Source organism: Pseudohongiella acticola, assembly GCF_001758195.1.
GTDB lineage: Bacteria > Pseudomonadota > Gammaproteobacteria > Pseudomonadales > Pseudohongiellaceae > Pseudohongiella > Pseudohongiella acticola.
In genome coordinates this window covers 2,608,622-2,621,768 of the sequence record NZ_MASR01000001.1, presented here as the reverse complement: position 1 = coordinate 2,621,768, position 13,147 = coordinate 2,608,622, and the positions used below count along the sequence as shown (strand labels likewise).

Annotated in this window: 10 protein-coding genes; 3 read left to right on the top strand and 7 right to left on the bottom strand. The window is 56.2% G+C overall.

All coding sequences use genetic code 11. From position 1 onward, the window contains the following. Positions 1 to 16: 16 nt before the first annotated feature. Positions 17 to 919: a dihydropteroate synthase gene (gene folP / locus PHACT_RS11365; protein WP_083264534.1), complete on the bottom strand. Its 903-nt coding sequence runs from the start codon at positions 917 to 919 to the stop codon at positions 17 to 19. 39 nt (positions 920 to 958) lie between these two features. Continuing rightward, complete coding sequence (gene ftsH, locus PHACT_RS11360; RefSeq protein WP_139141515.1) at positions 959 to 2,902, bottom strand: ATP-dependent zinc metalloprotease FtsH; 1,944 nt, start codon at positions 2,900 to 2,902, stop codon at positions 959 to 961. Positions 2,903 to 3,320: 418 nt separating this feature from the next. Between ftsH and yhbY the strand changes: the two genes are divergently transcribed. Continuing rightward, complete coding sequence (gene yhbY / locus PHACT_RS11355; RefSeq protein WP_070117873.1) at positions 3,321 to 3,635, top strand: ribosome assembly RNA-binding protein YhbY; 315 nt, start codon at positions 3,321 to 3,323, stop codon at positions 3,633 to 3,635. Positions 3,636 to 3,703: 68 nt separating this feature from the next. Here yhbY and greA read toward each other — a convergent pair whose 3' ends face one another. The 4 genes from greA to dapB all read right to left on the bottom strand — a co-directional run bounded on the left by greA (position 3,704) and on the right by dapB (position 9,734). Then, positions 3,704 to 4,180, bottom strand: coding sequence for a transcription elongation factor GreA (gene greA / locus PHACT_RS11350; protein ID WP_070118389.1), 477 nt, complete (start codon positions 4,178 to 4,180; stop codon positions 3,704 to 3,706). A gap of 151 nt (positions 4,181 to 4,331) precedes the next feature. Then, positions 4,332 to 7,547, bottom strand: coding sequence for a carbamoyl-phosphate synthase large subunit (gene carB, locus PHACT_RS11345; RefSeq protein WP_070117872.1), 3,216 nt, complete (start codon positions 7,545 to 7,547; stop codon positions 4,332 to 4,334). 33 nt (positions 7,548 to 7,580) lie between these two features. Next, positions 7,581 to 8,729 (bottom strand): glutamine-hydrolyzing carbamoyl-phosphate synthase small subunit, encoded by a 1,149-nt coding sequence (gene carA, locus PHACT_RS11340; RefSeq protein WP_211284393.1) that lies wholly within the window; start codon positions 8,727 to 8,729, stop codon positions 7,581 to 7,583. Between the two features lie 198 nt (positions 8,730 to 8,927). Then, positions 8,928 to 9,734: a 4-hydroxy-tetrahydrodipicolinate reductase gene (gene dapB / locus PHACT_RS11335; RefSeq protein ID WP_070117870.1), complete on the bottom strand. Its 807-nt coding sequence runs from the start codon at positions 9,732 to 9,734 to the stop codon at positions 8,928 to 8,930. 130 nt (positions 9,735 to 9,864) lie between these two features. On the opposite strand from dapB, the gene PHACT_RS11330 reads away from it, so the two are divergent. Then, positions 9,865 to 10,437, top strand: coding sequence for a sigma-70 family RNA polymerase sigma factor (locus PHACT_RS11330; RefSeq protein ID WP_070117869.1), 573 nt, complete (start codon positions 9,865 to 9,867; stop codon positions 10,435 to 10,437). A gap of 39 nt (positions 10,438 to 10,476) precedes the next feature. Further along, a complete protein-coding gene (locus tag PHACT_RS11325; RefSeq protein ID WP_070117868.1) occupies positions 10,477 to 11,205 on the top strand; it encodes a DUF3379 family protein in 729 nt (242 codons plus the stop codon). A 75-nt stretch (positions 11,206 to 11,280) separates the two neighbouring features. Here PHACT_RS11325 and PHACT_RS11320 read toward each other — a convergent pair whose 3' ends face one another. Continuing rightward, positions 11,281 to 13,071 (bottom strand): acyl-CoA dehydrogenase C-terminal domain-containing protein, encoded by a 1,791-nt coding sequence (locus tag PHACT_RS11320; RefSeq protein WP_070117867.1) that lies wholly within the window; start codon positions 13,069 to 13,071, stop codon positions 11,281 to 11,283. Between the last annotated feature and the right edge of the window lie 76 nt (positions 13,072 to 13,147).

Here is a 13,147-nt window from a genome sequence, read left to right as displayed (position 1 = left end):
CCTGCACTGTCGTTAGTCAGGCCCGGGCCTGCACTGCCTGGAGCACTTTCATGGCATCAACCGTTTCTGCGACATCGTGAACGCGGACAATTTTTGCACCATGCATGACCGCGACCACTGCTGCCGCGAGGCTGCCCGGCAGGCGACCATCCACGGGCCGATCGACCACAGTGCCGATCATGGATTTGCGTGATATGCCTGCCAGAAGCGGCAACCCAATGTCCTTCAACTGCGCCAACTCGCGCAACAGGGCGTAATTATGCGCCAGCGTCTTGCCAAAGCCAAACCCGGGATCGAGACAGATGCGGTCGCGGGCGATGCCGACGTCTTCGCAAGCCGAAACCCGTTGCCGCAAAAAACCCAGTACGTCTGCCAACAGATCGTCATAGTCAGGCGCCTGCTGCATGTGCCCGGGCTCCCCCTGCATATGCATCAGACACACCCCCATGGAGGTAGCGGCGACCGCAGCCAACGCGCCGTCACGGCGAAGGGCACGGACATCATTAACCAGACCCGCACCCATCGCCGCCGACTCCCGCATCAGCGCAGGCGAACTGGTATCAACAGATACAATGACATCCAGCTGCCGGACAATGCTTTCAATGACCGGTACAACCCTGTCCAGTTCCTGTTGCTCACTTACCCTCTCTGCACCTGGCCGGGTCGACTCACCACCCACATCTATGATGGCAGCGCCGTCTGCCACCATGCGCTCGGCATGGCGCAAGGCCTTGTCGACCGACACAGAAAAACCGGCTGCACGCTGGTCTGCGCCCGCATTCAGGGCGCCACCATCGGAAAACGAATCAGGGGTTACATTGAGAATCCCCATGACATGGGGACTGGAGAGATCCAGAATCCTGCTACCGCACTGTAAGCGCGGCGTCAGGATTCCGGAATCGGCAGGGTGTGACGACATCAGGGGCTCGTCCCGTGAACGCGGTTAATGGCGCCGTGATCAGTGATCGCTGACCGGCCCGCCGACGGGCTTGTCGGAGCGGGAATCATCGGACGAACCGTCGCGACCATCCTCATTTGAATCGGCGCGCGCGGAACCGGAGCCGCTATCACTGTCTGACCAGTCGGCTGGCGGCCGCGGTTTGCGACCGGCCATGATGTCATTGATCTGTTCAACATCGATGGTTTCGTACTCCATCAACGCATCTTTCATCAGCTCCAGCTTGTCGCGATTATCGTCCAGCAACTGCCTGGCCTTGTTGTAACAGTAATCGATGATGCTTTTCACTTCCTCATCAATCACTTTGGCAGTTTCACCGGAGTGCTGCTTCTGCGAACCACCGGCAGAGCGTCCCAGGAAAACCTCGCCATCATCTTCGGCGTACATCTGCGGGCCGAGTCTTTCCGACAACCCCCATTTGGTCACCATGTTTCGGGCCATTTCGGTGGCACGCTGAATATCGTTGGATGCACCGGTAGTGACGCCTTCGGCTCCCAGCGTCATTTCCTCGGCAATCCGACCGCCATACAAACTACAGATCTGGCTCAGAATCGCCCGCTTACTGATGCTGTAGCGGTCTTCTTCCGGCAGGAACATGGTGACACCCAGAGCACGGCCACGCGGGATAATACTGACCTTGTAAACCGGGTCATGTTCCGGCACCAGACGCCCGACAATGGCGTGGCCGGCCTCATGGTAGGCAGTATTGGTTTTTTCTTTATCGGACATCACCATGGTTTTGCGCTCCGCGCCCATCATGATCTTGTCCTTGGCTTTCTCAAACTCTTCCATGGTCACCAGGCGCCGACCCGCTCGCGCTGCGAACAGTGCCGACTCGTTAACCAGGTTGGCCAGGTCCGCGCCTGAAAAGCCCGGTGTGCCACGTGCAATAACGGCCGCGTCGACATTGTCGGCAATCGGCACTTTGCGCATATGCACTTTAAGAATCTGCTCACGACCTCTGATGTCAGGCAGCCCTACCACCACCTGACGGTCAAATCGACCCGGACGCAATAGCGCGGGATCGAGCACGTCAGGGCGGTTGGTGGCAGCAATGACAATGATACCGTCATTGACCTCAAAGCCGTCCATTTCCACCAGCAACTGGTTCAATGTCTGCTCTCGCTCATCATGGCCGCCGCCCAGGCCAGCACCACGGTGACGACCGACCGCATCGATCTCATCAATAAAGATAATGCACGGTGCCTGTTTTTTGGCCTGATCGAACATGTCGCGTACACGGGACGCACCCACGCCGACAAACATTTCGACAAAGTCTGAACCGGAAATGGAGAAAAACGGGACTTTTGCTTCGCCGGCAATTGCCTTGGCCAGCAGAGTCTTACCGGTACCGGGCTGCCCCACCATCAGAATGCCGCGCGGAATACGACCCCCCAATCGCTGGAACTTGTCCGGCTCGCGCAGGAAATCAACCAGCTCCTTGACGTCTTCTTTGGCCTCATCCACACCGGCAACGTCGGCGAAGGTAATTTTGATCTGATCTTCACCCAGCAGCTTGGCCTTGCTCTTGCCAAACGACATGGGCCCGCCTTTGCCACCGCCGGCCCCTCCCTGCATCTGCCGCATGAAAAAGAAAAACAGTGCAATGATGATCAGGATCGGGAAACTTGCCACCAGCAATTGCGTCCACAGGCTCTGCCGCTCGGGCTCTGACGCACGAATTTCAACGTTGTTGTTAAACAGATCATCCATCAGCTGGTCATCACCAATCATCGGAATCGTGCTGGTGAAACGCGAATTGTCCGTGCGCATGCCGCTGACATTGACGCCGGCAATATTCACGGAGCGCACCTGTCCGGCACGCACTTCACGGATAAAATCAGAGTAATTTACCTGCGCTGTCGCGGGCTCCTGATTTATATTGTTAAAAACCGTCAGCAATACAGCCGCGATAACCATCCAAAGCAGTAAATTCTTTGCCATATCGTTCAAGGGAATATCCCCCTTCTCTTTGTGTAACCGGCTTGCAAACTACCGGTAATGCTCAAAAAAACCTGTTTAACCTCTTAGCGGCCATGATCTTCACTAGTAAAGACCGCCGTAAGCGGGATTGCTATTCCCCGAATCCCGGATACTTGTTGCGGCAGCCTGAAAGCCTGGGTCCCCGGGCGGGATAAGCCGGAAGGTGCGGGCTGATATTATTGATCTGCTGCCTCCTAAAGATGGGGGCTGATTCCGATATTACAAGATGAAGCTTGTGATTGTCCAAGAGTTGCGGCGGGCAATGCAAGCACAGCGCTTTGTCCACGGATCGGCCTGCGTTACAATACGCAGCGGACACTCCTGTCCCATCTGACTTATCTTGTGCAGACCACCTGACGCTGCAACTGCCGGACACTTTATGACTTCAAGCTCCCTGAATACCAAACAGCTGCGTTCGATCGCGCATAAACTCAAGCCAGTCGTCACAGTGGCGCAGAAAGGCCTGTCAGAAACAGTGTGCAATGAAATCGATCGCGCTCTGGAGCAACACGAGCTGATTAAAGTGAAGATAATGGCGGCGGATCGGGATGCCCGCAAAGAAATCGCTGACGAAATCTGTCAGGTCGGCCGGGCAAGCTGTGTGCAGACAATCGGTAACATAGCCGTGCTCTATCGCCCTGCCGCCAAACCGAATCCGAAACTGTCGAATATCCTGCGTCACACGCCGGCCTGATACAGGCCCAGCAAGCGGCTAACGGGATCAGACTGGCCATGCAGGCAGGCCTGGTCCCGGCTAACTGATCAGATGTGCTCTATCTTGCTGATTTCATACTCGATATCCCCGGACGGAGCTTTTACCACGACCTCGTCACCTTCCTCCTTGCCCATAATGGCTCGCGCAATCGGAGAGCCAACAGAGATCTTGCCGGCTTTCACATCCGCTTCGTCCTCGCCAACGATCTGATAACGTATGGTTTTGTCTGTATCCAGATTCAGCAGCGTCGCGGTCACGCCAAAAATGACCTTGCCCGAGGCGGGGATGCTGGCGATATCAATAATCTCGGAATCTGCCAGTTTGCCTTCTATTTCCTGAATCCGACCTTCACAAAAACCCTGCTGCTCACGCGCAGCGTGGTACTCGGCATTCTCTTTGAGATCACCGTGTTCGCGGGCTTCCGCAATGGCTTTGATAATCGCCGGGCGTTTCACGGATTTTAACTCATTGAGCTCAGCGCGCAGTCGCTCCGCGCCACCCATGGTCATAGGCACTTTTCTCATATCACTCTCACAGATCTTAGCGATCGTCAAAATCAGGGAATAAAAAAAATACCGGCGGGTCCCCTGCATGGAGACCCGCCAGCACTGTTCAGATAAACCATATCATGCGGACTATCGGCGGACTTGTCCAGACCCGCCAGTTGTGACCGGATTACAGGCGCGCATGAAGCTCCTGTATGGTGTACACAGACAGGTTATCACCAAATTGCAGTGCCTCACAAACGGCGCTGGCGCTGGCAATGGTGGTGGTACAGAAGACGTCATGACGCAATGCCGTGCGGCGAATCGTTGATGAGTCGGCAATCGCCTGCTTTCCTTCTGTCGTATTAACAATCAGGGCGATTTCATCATTTTTGATCATGTCGACAATGTGCGGACGACCTTCCATCACTTTGTTGACCCGCGTCACCGGCAGCCCGGCCGCCTCAATGATGGCAGCCGTGCCCTGTGTGGCAACCACAGAGAATCCCAGCTCCTGGAAGCTTCGTGCAATCTCGGCAGCCTTGGGCTTGTCGGTTTCACGCACACTGATAAACACATTGCCGCTTTTGGCGATCTTCTCTCCTGCCCCCAGTTGCGATTTGGAGAACGCTTCGGCAAAGGTTTCACCCACACCCATCACTTCGCCAGTGGACTTCATCTCTGGCCCCAGGATCGGATCCACACCGGGGAACTTGTTGAACGGGAAGACGGCTTCCTTGACGGCAAAGGTCTTGGGAATGATTTCTTTGGTGAAGCCCTGTTCCGCCAACGAGGTACCCGCCATACAGCGAGCGGCTACTTTCGCCAGCGACACACCAATGCACTTGGAGACGAAGGGCACGGTGCGGGAGGCGCGCGGATTGACCTCAATGATGTACAGATCACCATCCTGATACGCCAACTGGGTATTCATCAAACCTACCACATTAAGCTCTTTGGCCAGCGCCGTGACCTGTTCACGAATCCGGTCCTGCACTTCGGCGGGCAGATTGTAGGGCGGCAATGAACAGGCTGAGTCGCCCGAGTGAACACCGGCCTGCTCGATATGCTGCATGATGGCGCCCACCACCACCTGTTTGCCATCACTGACCAGATCGACATCAATCTCGATGGCGGCATTGAGGAAGTAGTCCAGCAGCACCGGGCTGTCGTTGCCAACCTTGACCGTGGTGCGCATGTAACGATTCAGCTCTTCCTTGTTGTAAACAATCTCCATGGACCGGCCACCCAGTACATAGGAGGGGCGGACCACCAATGGGTAGGAGATCTTTTCAGCTTCGGTAATGCACTGTTCAACGCTGCGCACGATACAGTTGGGCGGCTGCTTCAGGCCCAGTTTCTGAATCATCTTCTGGAAGCGTTCGCGGTCTTCCGCCAGGTCGATGGCGTCAGCGCTGGTACCAATCACTGGCACACCGACTTTCTCCAGCCCGGCGGCCAGGTTCAGCGGCGTCTGGCCGCCAAACTGAACGATCACGCCAACCGGCTTTTCCAGAGCCACAATTTCCAGCACGTCTTCAAGTGTGACCGGTTCAAAATACAGTCGATCGGAAATATTGTAATCGGTAGACACTGTTTCGGGGTTGCAGTTGACCATGATGGTCTCGTAGCCATCTTCGCGCATCGCCAACGCCGCATGTACACAGCAGTAGTCAAACTCGATACCCTGACCGATACGGTTGGGACCACCGCCCAGCACCATTATTTTTTTCCGGTCGCTGGGGTTGGACTCGCATTCTTCTTCGTAAGTGGAGTACATGTATGCAGTCGCTGACTCGAACTCGGCTGCACAGGTATCCACGCGCTTGTAAACGGGCCGCACGCCCAGAGCGTGGCGATGCTCACGCACCTTGTCCTCAGGTTCATGCAACAGTGCCGACATCCGGGAGTCGGAGAAACCTTTGCGCTTGAGCGCATACAGCGTGTCCCGGTCCAGGTCCTTGAGCGTCATCTCGCTGATGCGCTGCTCATCCTGAATCAGGTCTTCGAGCTGGATCAGAAACCAGGGATCCACACCCGTCATTTCTGCGACGGTATCCACGGTCCAGCCCTGCCGGAAGGCATCACCGATATAACGAATACGGTCACTGCCCGCATCCATCAATTCGCCGCGCAGTGTATCCATGGCATCACTGACACCAACATCCAGAATCGGATCCAGACCGCTGATGCCCACTTCCAGCCCACGCAGCGCTTTCTGCATCGACTCCTGGAAAGTACGACCAATCGCCATGACTTCACCCACGGATTTCATCTGCGTGGTAATACGGTCATCGGTTTCCGGGAATTTTTCAAAGGTGAAGCGCGGGATCTTGGTGACCACATAATCGATGGTCGGTTCAAACGAAGCCGGGGTTGCACCACCGGTAATCTCGTTTTTCAGCTCATCCAGCGTGAAACCACAAGCCAGCTTGGCGGCAACGCGGGCAATCGGGAAACCGGTGGCCTTGGAGGCCAGCGCCGAGGAGCGGGACACCCGGGGGTTCATTTCAATCACAACAATACGACCGGTTTTTGGACACATGCCGAACTGCACGTTGGAACCGCCGGTTTCCACCCCGATCTCACGCAACACCGCAATCGAGGCATTACGCAGAATCTGATATTCCTTGTCGGTCAGCGTCTGTGACGGCGCTACCGTGATGGAGTCACCGGTGTGTACGCCCATGGCATCAAAGTTCTCGATGGTACAGACGATGATGCAATTATCATTTTTATCACGGACAACTTCGGTCTCGTACTCCTTCCAGCCAATCAGCGATTCATCAATCAGCAGCTCATTGGTCGGCGACAGCTCCATGCCACGGGTACAGATTTCAACAAACTCTTCCTTGTTGTAGGCAATACCGCCGCCACTGCCGCCCATGGTGAACGATGGCCGTATGATGCAGGGGAAGCCAACCATGTCGAGCGCCGCAAACGCTTCGTCCATGTTACGGGCAATGCCGTGACGCGGTGTTTCCAGACCAATCGCCTTCATCGCGTCATCAAACAGTTCGCGGTCTTCGGCTTTGTCGATCGACTCTGCACGCGCACCGATCATTTCCACGTTGTATTTGGCCAGCACCCCGTGACGCTCAAGATCAAGCGCACAGTTCAGCGCCGTCTGCCCGCCCATGGTTGGCAATATAGCGTCGGGACGCTCTTTTTCAATGATCTTCTCGACGATCTGCCAGGTCACCGGCTCAATGTAGGTGGCATCGGCCATCGCCGGATCGGTCATGATGGTTGCCGGGTTGGAGTTCACCAGAATGACCCGGTATCCCTCCTCGCGCAGCGCCTGACAGGCCTGGGCGCCGGAATAGTCAAACTCACAGGCCTGACCGATAACAATAGGGCCGGCACCGATGATCAGAATGCTTTTTAGATCTGTACGTTTTGGCATAACTTAACCGTGTCTGTATGTGGATTGGCCGGATCAGCGCGCGGCGCGTTTTTCCATCTGAGCAACAAATTTATCAAACAGGGGCGCAATATCGTGCGGCCCCGGGCTCGCCTCAGGGTGCCCCTGGAAAGCGAACGCCGGTTTGTCGGTGCGTTCAATGCCCTGCAGAGACCCGTCAAACAGCGAACGGTGGGTGGCGCGCAGATTGGCGGGCAGACTTTCCTCGTCCACCGCAAAACCATGGTTCTGACTGGTGATCAGCACCGTACCGTCATCCAGGTTCTGAACCGGATGGTTGGCGCCATGATGGCCCAGCTGCATTTTCACTGTCTGCGCACCGCAGGCCAGCGCCAGCAACTGACAACCCAGACAGATTCCAAATACCGGAATATCGGTTTCCAGCACGGTTTTAATGGCGCTGATCGCGTAGTCACATGGTTCAGGGTCGCCCGGCCCGTTGGACAGGAACACCCCGTCCGGATTCATGGCGAGGACATCAGCAGCGGGGGTCTGCGCCGGCACCACCGTCACTTTACAGTTGCGCTTGGCCAGCATGCGCAGGATATTGCGCTTCACGCCATAGTCGTATGCCACCACATGAAAGGGTTTCTCGTGCGCCATTTCCGGGTAACCGGCACCCAGTGGTTGCCATTCGCCCTGTGTCCACTGGTAGCTGGATTTGACGGACACCTCTTTCGCCAGATCCATGCCTTTCAGCCCCGGAAAGGCTTTGGCCTGCTCGACAGCAAACGCCTCGCCTTTCTGCGCCAGCTCCTCGCCGCTGAGAATGCAGCCATTCAGGGGACCTTTCTCACGCAGCAGGCGAGTCAGGCGCCGGGTGTCGATCTCGGCAATCGATACCACATTCTGCGACTGCAGAAACTCCTCCAGCGACTGCTCGCTGCGCCAGTTGCTCACCGTCATCGACAAATTGCGTATCACCAGACCGGCAGACCAGACGCGATCCGATTCGCTGTCTTCAGCATTGCAGCCAGTATTACCAATATGAGGATAGGTCAGTGTCACGATCTGACGTGCATAAGATGGGTCGGTCAGAATTTCCTGGTAGCCGGTCATGGCTGTGTTAAAAACAACCTCTCCGCTGGCCAGACCCAGGGCACCGATAGCCTTGCCTTTGAAGACACTGCCATCCTCAAGGGCCAGAACTGCTGGATTATTCAATGTGATCTCCCGGATAGTAGACAGGCGAAAAAAAGCGGAATGAAAGCTCTCTCTCATTCCGCTTTTGGGTGTGCTGTCTGGTGTTGTGCTCAGTGTTAATCATACTGAGGCGTAATTGTACTGGATAACCTTGCCGAGGTCTACGCCGAAACGGGATCACAACAGCATTCAGGCGTCATTTTTATACCCGCCCAGTCGTCAATCGAGCCCCAGCACATCATCAATCGAGTACAGCCCGGCAGGTCTGCTTCCCAGCCAGATTGCCGCGCGCACAGCGCCGCTGGCGAAGGTCATGCGACTGCTGGCTTTATGGGTAATTTCCAGACGCTCACCGTTGCCGGCAAATATGACGGTATGGTCACCCACGACATCACCGGCGCGAATGGTGGCAAAGCCAATGGTCTTGCGATCGCGCTCGTCAGTAATGCCTTCTCGCCCATAGACCGCCACCTCGTCCAGATCGCGACCCAGGGCATCGGCGATCACTTCACCCATGCGCAGGGCGGTGCCCGATGGCGCATCCTTTTTGTGACGATGGTGGGTCTCAATGATTTCAATATCGACATCATCGCCCAGCGCTTTGGCAGCCAGGGCCAGCAGCCGCAGGCTGATGTTGACGCCTGCGCTCATGTTGGGTGCGAACACAATCGGCATCTGCGTTGCTGCAGCGTTGATCTGCTGCTTCTGATCAGCCGTAAAACCGGTAGTACCAATGACCATGGCTTTACCATGCTGACGGCACCAGGCCATGTGCTCAAGCGTTGCATCAGGCGACGTAAAATCTATCAAAACATCAAAGTTCTCGGCACACTGGTCCAGCGTGGCCGACGCCTTAATATCAAGCAGGCCGGTACCTGCAATCAGACCTATGTCCTGCCCGGCCTGAGGATCTGCTACCAGAGTCGTGCCGGCTGTTACGCGGGCTTCACCGGCCCTGTCGGTAACGGCCTGTACCAGGGTTTTGCCCATACGTCCGGCGACGCCGGCGATTGCTATTCGTATCATAAGGATTTGCCAGTTTAGGAATTTGCCAGTTATTGCTGATCAGGTACCGCAAAATATGCGAGTATAACGCTTAACACGATGAATCAACACAACATAGGGCATCAACAACAGGACGCCAGCACGAAACAAAATGAGCAAATCACCGGTCCAAGGACGCAACAACAGCGACAGTGACAGACGCAGACGCTACGAAGCGCTCGTTGATGAGCTGTATCAGGATGTCTTTCGCTACGCCTTCTGGCTCACGCGCAATCGAGGTATCGCAGAAGATCTGGTGCAGGAAACGTTCCTGCGCGCGTGGCGCTCGTTCGACAGTCTGCAGAGCGAAAAGGCTGCCAAAGCCTGGCTTTTCACTATTCTGCGGCGTGAAAACGCCAGACAATACGAGCGTTACCGCCCCGAGCTGGTTGATATTGACGATGTGTCTGTCGCTGACGAGGGCACGCCAGAGCCAGATAACCGCCAGAATCAGGTGGAGTTACATCAGGCGATCATGCGCCTGGGCAAGGATTATCGCGATCCGTTACTTTTGCAGGTGATTGGTGGTTTCAGCGGGAAAGAAATTGCCGACATTCTCGATCTTAATAACAACACCGTCATGACGCGCCTGTTCCGGGCGCGCAGTAAGTTGAAAACAATCCTGTCGCCCGACACCGGCGCAGAAGATGCAGGCGAAGACCTGACTGATAAAATAACAGACTGAAACCTATAAAAATATTGACAGCCAAGAGCCTCTCACACGATGGATGACCTGGAATTTCGCACGCGCGCATTCAGCAACCCGCTTGACCAGCAGGAAGACCTCCGCACGGCCGCTGACGCCAGCCCTGAACGCCGCCAACTGCTGGATGAACTCAATGAGCTTGAACGGGATCTGCGGCGCACGCTGCTGGCTGTTGATATTCCCGTCGGCCTCAAGGAGAAACTCACACAGCACGCACGAGCCGCGTCACCGCTACGCAACCGGGGGCTGCTGGCGCTGGCAGCGAGTCTGGTGGTGGCAACAGGGTTGACATTGAACCTGTTTTTTCAGCCCGGCCTCAGCGCTCAGGATCTGGCACTACACGATGAACTGGTGGAACATCTGCATGAAGAAGCGCCAAGCTACCAGAGCAATTATGACGATGGTGGTGACATTGGCTGGGCTCAGGTTGAAGCCGTGCTGGAGGCTTCCGGCACGTCCCTTACATCACCCGATGAACTGGCGACGATGCAGATGATATTTGCCAGGCTCTGCGCGCTGGGTGGTTCACGCAGCGCGCATCTGGTGGCGCGTGGCGAACATGGCCCGATCTCGATCGTTTTTATCAGGACTGCGCCGGTCAGCCGGCGAGTGGAACTTCGCGACGACCGTTTTCAGGGACGCATCATTCCCGTCAATGAAGGCAACATGGCGGTCATTGGCGAAAGAAATGAATCCCTGGGCCAGTATGAGCAGATGTTACGTGAAAGCCTTGAGTGGTCTATCTGATATCAACACCCGGTTGCCACAATGTGCCGACACCGCAGCCTGACCAAGCGCTGCGGGGAACGAAAGTCTCCACCATCAGAACATGGCGGCATCCATCGCCATAACCACGTCGCTGCCGGCCTTTATCTCTTCTGCCAGCGCCTTGTAGCGCGGCATCAGACGATCCAGAAAATAGCAGCCCAGCTGGATTTTTGCTGTGTAAAAATCTTTGTCGCTGGCACCCTTCTCAAGCGCCTCACTGGCGGTGGACACCATTCTTGACCACATGTAGAGATACAGAATCAAGGTCATCAGCTCCAGGTAGGCAACTGACGCAGCACCCACCTCATTGGGATTTTCAGCACTGGCGTCGCGGATCCACTGGGTGGTGCTGACCAGACAGTCCAATGCTTTGGACAGGGTGGCGATGAAAGGCGAGGCACGGCCATTTTGCTCCGCTTTGATGTAGTCGCGAATTTCATCAACCAGCACGTCGAGCAGCGCATCTCTGTCATGGACCACCTTACGCCCCATCAGGTCCAGCGCCTGAATGCCGTTGGCGCCTTCGTAAATCTGCGCAATGCGGGCATCACGCACATGTTGCTCCTGCCCCCACTCTCGCACATACCCATGCCCGCCCAGAACCTGCTGCCCCAGAACACAGGCCTCAAAGCCTTTGTCGGTGAACGCTGTTTTGGCGATCGGCGTTAGCAGCGCCACCAGTTTTGACGCGCGTGTACGCGCCTGTTCGTCGGGATGAAAATAGGCCACATCAAGCTGACTGCCGACATACATCGCCAGTGCCCGCGCACCTTCAGTGTTGGCCCGCATGGTCAGCAACATGCGACGAACATCGGGGTGCACCAATAACGGGTCCGCAGACTGCTCCGGTGCTACCGGCCCGGTCGCCGCCCTGCCTTGAGTGCGCTCCCTGGCATAGGCCGCCGCAGTCTGGTAGGACGCATCCCCCAGACCAAGGCCCTGCAGACCGATGGTCAGACGCTCGTAATTCATCATGGTGAACATGCAGGCCAGGCCTTTGTTGACCTCGCCGACCAGATAGCCAGTGGCACCGTCAAAGTTCATGACACAGGTGGCCGAGCCCTTGATGCCCATTTTGTGTTCGATGGAGCCACAGCCCAGGTTGTTGCGCTCGCCTGGCTCACCGTTGGCATCAGGCAGGAATTTAGGCACCAGAAACAGGGAAATACCCTTGGGTCCGGCAGGTGCATCAGGCAGTTTCGCCAGCACCAGGTGAATAATGTTGTCAGTCAGGTCGTGCTCGCCACCGGTGATAAAGATTTTGGTACCGGTTACCTGGTAGCTGCCGTCGGCCTGCGGTGCTGCTTTGGTTTTAATGATACCCAGATCGGTGCCGGCATGAGGCTCGGTCAGGCACATGGTGGCACTCCAGCTACCATCATATAGCCGCGGCAGATAGGCCTGCTTCAATTCCTCATTGCCATGACGGGCCAGCGCCAGCGACGCACCGGCACTCAGCACGGCATAAAGCGCCAATGAACTGTTGGCCGCCATGATCATCTCTTCAAAGCACACCGCCAGCATCTTGGGCATGCCCTGACCGCCATAGGCGGGATCGCCGGCCAGGCCAATCCAGCCGCCCTGTGCGAAGGTACGATAGGCATCACGGAAGCCCGATGGTGTTGTCACCTTGCCATCAGAGAACTGGCAGCCTTCTTCGTCCCCGCTGCGATTCAGCGGTGCCAGCAACGATGCCGCCACCTTGCCAGCCTCTTCGAGTACTGAATTGATCAGCTCTTCGTTAACTTCTTCGGTCCCCGGCATGGTGGCCAGCAGCCTGTCAGCGGCGAGCACCTCATTCAACACGAATTTCATATCCCGGACGGGGGCTTTGTAATCAGACACAGTCAGACTCCGGCTGCTTGAACAGCGAACTTGATTGGATTGGATGCCTAAATTACCGGCAGTTTACGTTAACGTC

Coding starts and splice junctions, on each gene's coding strand:
- folP (WP_083264534.1), bottom strand. CDS start 919: ATGTCGTCACACCCTGCCGATTCCGGAATCCTGACGCCGCGCTTACAG.
- ftsH (WP_139141515.1), bottom strand. CDS start 2,902: ATGGCAAAGAATTTACTGCTTTGGATGGTTATCGCGGCTGTATTGCTG.
- yhbY (WP_070117873.1), top strand. CDS start 3,321: ATGACTTCAAGCTCCCTGAATACCAAACAGCTGCGTTCGATCGCGCAT.
- greA (WP_070118389.1), bottom strand. CDS start 4,180: ATGAGAAAAGTGCCTATGACCATGGGTGGCGCGGAGCGACTGCGCGCT.
- carB (WP_070117872.1), bottom strand. CDS start 7,547: ATGCCAAAACGTACAGATCTAAAAAGCATTCTGATCATCGGTGCCGGC.
- dapB (WP_070117870.1), bottom strand. CDS start 9,734: ATGATACGAATAGCAATCGCCGGCGTCGCCGGACGTATGGGCAAAACC.
- PHACT_RS11330 (WP_070117869.1), top strand. CDS start 9,865: ATGAGCAAATCACCGGTCCAAGGACGCAACAACAGCGACAGTGACAGA.
- PHACT_RS11325 (WP_070117868.1), top strand. CDS start 10,477: ATGGATGACCTGGAATTTCGCACGCGCGCATTCAGCAACCCGCTTGAC.